This window comes from Streptomyces bambusae (assembly GCF_019400985.1).
GTDB classification, from domain to species: domain Bacteria; phylum Actinomycetota; class Actinomycetes; order Streptomycetales; family Streptomycetaceae; genus Streptomyces; species Streptomyces bambusae_A.
This window is the reverse complement of record NZ_WTFF01000419.1, coordinates 1-5,315: the sequence shown is the minus strand read 5'-3', so window position 1 is coordinate 5,315 and position 5,315 is coordinate 1. Positions and strand designations below refer to the sequence as shown.

Here is a 5,315-nt window from a genome sequence, read left to right as displayed (position 1 = left end):
GGCCTGGACCCGGCCGCGGCCCGCCGCGTCCTCGCCCCCACCGGCTACGCCGCCCCGCACCTGCCACCCCCGTACGGCCGCGGCGCCGGCCCCGCCGAGCAGCTCGTCGTGCAGCAGGAGCTGGCGGCGGCCGGGGTCCGGCTCGCCGACCTGGGCATCGCGACCTGGGTCGTGCCCTCGCTCCTCGCGTACGGCACCCCCGAGCAGCAGGAGCGCTACGTACTGCCCACCCTGCGCGGGGACCTGGCCTGGTGCCAGCTCTTCTCCGAGCCCGAGGCCGGCTCCGACCTCGCCGGGCTGCGCACCCGCGCCGAGCGGACCGCGGACGGCGGCTGGCGGATCAACGGCCAGAAGGTGTGGACGAGCGCCGCGCACAGCGCCGACCACGGCATCCTGCTCGCCCGCACCGACCCGCGGGCCCCCAAGCACCGGGGGCTCGGCTACTTCGTCGTGGACATGAAGCACACGCCCGGGATCCGCATTCGCCCCCTCAAGGAGATCACCGGCGAGTCCCTCTTCAACGAGGTCTGGTTCGACGACGTACTCCTGCCGCCGGACGCGCTGGTCGGCGCGCCCGACGAGGGCTGGCGGGTCGCCCGCAACACCCTGGGCAACGAGCGCGTGCACATGGCCGACCAGGTGGCCTTCGACGCGGACCTGGAGGCGCTCGTCGAGCAGTCCGCCGGCCTCGACGACGCCTTCCGCGCCCGGATCGGGGCCCTGGCGGCCGAGGCGCACGCCCTGGCCTGCATCGGCCTGCGCACCACCCTCCAGCAGGTGTCGGGGCTGGAGCCGGGCGCGGGGGCCTCGGTGCGCAAGCTCGTCCAGACCCCGCACCAGCAGCGGACCGCCGAGCTCGCGCTCGAACTGCTGGGCCCGGCGGGCGCGGTGCGCGAGGGGGCGGGGGCGCGGGCGGTGCACGGCGTGCTGATGTCGCGCTGCCTGACCATCGCCGGAGGCACCACCCAGGTCCAGCTCAACGTCGTCGCCGAGCGGATCCTCGGCCTGCCGCGGGACTGAAGGAGATCACGGACATGAAGGCGTACGTCGTCGGTGTCGGCATGACAAAGTTCGAGAAGCCGGAGTCGAGGGACTGGCAGTACTGGGACATGGCGAGGGAGGCCGGGACCGCGGCCCTCGCGGACGCCGGCATCGGCTACGACGAGGTCGAGCAGGTGCCCGTCGGGTACTGCTTCCAGGCCTCGACGGCCGGCCAGCGGGCCGCGTACGAGCTGGGGCTGAGCGGGGTGCCGGTCTACAACGTCAACAACAACTGCGCCACCGGCTCGACGGCGCTGATGCTGGCCCGGCAGTTCGTCGAGGGCGGGATCAGCGACTGCGTACTGGCGCTGGGCTTCGAGAAGATGAAGAAGGGCGCGCTGGGCGGCGGGGCGGACGGGGGAGACTTCAGGAGCTCCCCGGTGGCCCGGCACTACGGGATCATGGCCGCCGGGCACGGCTTCGAGATGACCCCGCCCACCGCGCAGATCTTCGGCAACGCGGCGCGCGAGCACATGGAGCGGTACGGGACGACGGCCGCGCAGCTGGCGGCGGTGGCCGAGAAGAACCACCGGCACAGCGCGAACAACCCGAACGCGCAGTTCCAGGACGTGTACACGGTGGCGGAGGTCCTGGCCGCCAAGGAGATCCACCGGCCGCTGACCAGGCTCCAGTGCTCGCCGACCTCGGACGGGGCGGCCGCCGCGGTCGTCGTCTCCGAGCGCTTCGTCGTGCGGCACGGGCTGCACGACCGGGCGGTGGAGATCGTGGCCCAGGCGATGACCACGGACACGGAGGAGTCCTTCGCCTCCGGCTCGTGCATCGACGCGGTCGGCAGGCCGATGACCGCGGCCGCCGCCCGGCAGGTCTACGAGGCGTCCGGGCTCGGCATCGAGGACGTGGACGTGATCGAGCTGCACGACTGCTTCTCGGTCAACGAGCTGCTGACGTACGAGGCGCTGGGCATGTGCGCGCCGGGGGCGTCGGGGAAGCTGGTGGAGTCGGGTGCGACGACGTACGGCGGCCGGTGGGTGGTGAACCCGTCCGGCGGCCTGATCTCCAAGGGGCACCCGCTGGGGGCGACCGGCCTGGCGCAGGCCGCGGAACTGGTCTGGCAGCTACGGGGCGAGGCGGGCCCCCGCCAGGTGGCGGGAGCCCGGACCGGCCTGGCGCACAACATCGGGCTGGGCGGGGCGGCGGTGGTGACCCTGCTCAGGCGCTGACCGCGTACTAGCCGCGAGCGTGGTCCAGCACGCGGCGTTCGGCCTCTTCCACCGTGAGGCGGGCGGACGTGGCGCCGCCCGCCGCCCGGACGGCTCCCCGGACCAGGGCCAGGTAGAAGAGCGCGGGGGCGCAGGGGGCCCACAGGGGGGTCTGGTGGAGGAAGGTGAGCACGGACTCGGGGTCGTTCGGGGTGAAGGCGTACTGGTCATGCTCCCACTTGTCCTCGATCCCGCGGCCCCAGCGGGAGCGCAGCTCCTCCTCGCCGAGATCCTCCAGGACCGCGCGGAAGAACACCGACCACTGGTTGTTGCGCAGGTCCAGGCCGAAGCCGAGCAGCTCCAGATCGACCCGGTCGGCGTCCTGGACCGCCAGCTCCTCGCGCAGGGCCCGGCGTGCGACCCGGTGGAGGTTCACCTCGCCCGTGGGGGACAGGTCGTGGTTGGCGGCCAGGCCCTCGTTGGCGGAGGAGTTCCAGCGGGAGGCGTTCGGGCCCGCCACCTTGGCGCTGCGGTGGGAGAACAGCATCTTGCCGTCCTTGCCGGTCTCCACCGCCACGTTGACCCCGAGGCTGCAGAACATCCACGGCGGCGCGTCCATCGGATCGGCGTCCTCCAGGTACTGCTTGCGCAGGGTGGACCCGTTCTTCAAGGTGCGGCCGAGGTTGAGCGACGTGGTGAGGAAGTCGTAGTAGTCGGCGTCGAGGAGGGAGAGCGTGACCTGGGGCCACTCCGCCGTGTGGGTGCGGGAGACCACCAGGCTCTCCACCGCGAAGCGCGGGTTGTTCCACCGGTACGGCTCACCGGCGGCCTGCTTGCGGGCCTCCTCGTCCTCGATCTCGCGCCGCCACAGCCCGAGCTCGTCGGGGAACTGCACCCTGCGGTTCTGGTAGAGGACGCGGATGTTCTCCTCCAGGATCGGACGCGTCCCGTCCCCCTCGTAGAGGTGGCAGTCGGTCACCTTTCCGACGATCGAGAACCGGTCCCGGTGTGCCATCAACTCTCCTTCGAAGATTACGAGTTGGGCCTACAGTATGCGGAAGGGGAGCTGGGGGCGGGAGGGCGCGATTGTCCGGGGAACGGGGACGGGAGCGAGGACGGGAGCGGGGACGGGGACAGGGGCGGGACGCGTTCCGGGCCGGAGGGCTCGTGGGTGTTCTTGCCATCGACACCTACGACAAACCGGCCGGCCGCGAGGTCCTGCAGCACATCGGGGCGGAGAGCGCCCACTTCGCCGGCATCGCCCGGAACCGACTGGGCTTCGGCAACGCCGTACGGGGACCCGAAGGGCTCTCCCACGCCGAGGTGTCGGGGTGGCTCGACGACTTCCTGGAGCACGGTGCGGAGCGGCGGCTGCTCTACTGGACCGGCCACGGGGTCGAGACCAGGGACGGCTTCCACCTCGCCTGCCGGGACAGCTGGACGGACGACGGCTTCGACCCGTCGCGCGCCGTGGGCCTGACCGAGCTCGTCGACCGCGTGCTCGGAGCCCGCCACCAGGCCCACACGCTGGTCGTGCTCGACGCCTGCTCCTCCCACGGGCACCTGCGGCAGGCGCTGCGCCGGGCGGTCAGCAAGGAACGCGCCGCGGTGGCCCATGCGTACGAGACCTCCACCAGCGGCTTCGCCCTGATCGGCACCTCCGGGGTGGGCGAGATGATCCGGGAGGGGCTCTGGCTGACATGGCTCTCCAGGGCCCTGGAAAAGCCGGAGCTGGAGGTGTCCGACCACTCCCGGCCCATGCACCGCTCGCACCTCTACCTCTCCGTCCCGTACCTCGTCGAGGCCATCGACCAGGAGGCCGCCGCGGACGGCCTGGAGACCGGGGACGAGCGCCCGGGTTTCGAGACGGTCCGGCAGCTGCCCAACAACTTCCTGCACAACCCGTACTTCGACGACGAGCAGGACGACGGCCGGGGACTGTGGGACCGCCCCGCCGTGCTCGCGGACGATGCGCCGCTGCCGTGGTCCGAGGAGGCCGCCTTCCTGCTGCAGGAAGGCGGGGCACTGGAGCGGGAGTTCCGGGGCCGGCACGTGGCGCTCAGCCGCCTGGTGCGCTGGCTGGACACCGTCTCCCACGGCATACAGGTTGTCACGGGACCCGGCGGATCCGGCAAGACCGCCCTGCTCGGCATGCTCGCCCTGCTGTCCGTGGCCCGGCGGGGGCAGCGCCTCGACCCGCAGCCCCCACCGCAGATCTGCCCCCGGCCGGGCACCGTCCACGCCCTCCTCAGCTGCCGCGACCGTTCGCTCGGGGCGCTGGCGGACGCCGTGTGGGCGGCCTTGGGGGCGTTCCCGGAGATGCCGCCCAAGCCGGAGCGTGCGTACGACGCCGAACGCTGCGCGCAGGCCGTGGCGGACCTGGCGCGCCAGGTCGGCGCGCTCAACCTGGTCTTCGACGGGCTCGACGAGGCGATGCCCGGACAGGCCCACGAGATCGCCCGCCACCTGCTCAACCGGCTGGCCGAGCTGCCCGGGGTCAAGGTGGTCGTGGGCACCCGCCCGCGGCCCAGGCGCCGCCTGGCGGAGTCGGAGGCGGCCGAGAGCCTGCTGGACGTGCTCGACGGGAGCGCACCGCTGGCCCTGGGCGAGGACGAGGAGGCCGAGCGGGACATCGCGGCGATGGCGCGGGCCGTGCTCGCCTCGGGCGGGTCCGCCTATGCGGGGGACCGGCACCGGGCGGCACGCCGCGAGGCCGCCCAGATCATCGCCGAGGAGAGCGGCGGGCTGTTCCTCGTCGCACGGCTGATCGCCGGACAGCTGGCGCGCGGCACCCGGCGCCCGACGCAGAGCGAACTGACCGCCCTGTTCCGGCGGACCGGGTCCGGTCTGGAGACCTGGGTCCGCCGGGAGATCACCCACCTGGAGGAAGGCCGCCCCGGGCAGGTGGCCCGCGCCCTCGCCCCGCTCGCGCTGGCCCACGGCGGCGGGCTGACCGACCTCGGCCTGCTGACGGCCATGGCGGGCGCGCTGGCCGGCGGCTGTCCCCTCTACACATCTCCGACCCCACGCGACCCCGGCTGCTACCGTATGCCGTCTTCCGCTTGAGAAAACTACAGTACCAACATAGATTAGACGTTCACTGCGTCGTGCATG

4 protein-coding genes are annotated in these 5,315 nt (G+C 72.9%); 3 read left to right on the top strand and 1 reads right to left on the bottom strand.

The window, feature by feature from the left end:
- Both GPJ59_RS33040 and GPJ59_RS33035 read left to right on the top strand, forming a co-directional pair.
- Nucleotides 1-1,020 (top strand): acyl-CoA dehydrogenase family protein (locus tag GPJ59_RS33040; RefSeq protein WP_219671602.1); only part of this gene is annotated, 1,020 nt, incomplete at its 5' end.
- Between the two features lie 14 nt (nucleotides 1,021-1,034).
- Nucleotides 1,035-2,222, top strand: a complete 1,188-nt coding sequence (locus GPJ59_RS33035; RefSeq protein WP_219671601.1) for a lipid-transfer protein — start codon at nucleotides 1,035-1,037, stop codon at nucleotides 2,220-2,222.
- A 7-nt stretch (nucleotides 2,223-2,229) separates the two neighbouring features.
- On the opposite strand, the gene GPJ59_RS33030 is transcribed toward GPJ59_RS33035, so the two are convergent.
- Nucleotides 2,230-3,216 (bottom strand): translation initiation factor 2, encoded by a 987-nt coding sequence (locus GPJ59_RS33030; RefSeq protein ID WP_219671600.1) that lies wholly within the window; start codon nucleotides 3,214-3,216, stop codon nucleotides 2,230-2,232.
- Nucleotides 3,217-3,368: 152 nt separating this feature from the next.
- Here GPJ59_RS33030 and GPJ59_RS33025 point away from each other — a divergent pair, with 152 nt between their 5' ends.
- On the top strand, nucleotides 3,369-5,267 hold the full coding sequence (locus GPJ59_RS33025; RefSeq protein WP_219671599.1) for an ATP-binding protein: 1,899 nt from the start codon (nucleotides 3,369-3,371) through the stop codon (nucleotides 5,265-5,267).
- Nucleotides 5,268-5,315: the final 48 nt, after the last annotated feature.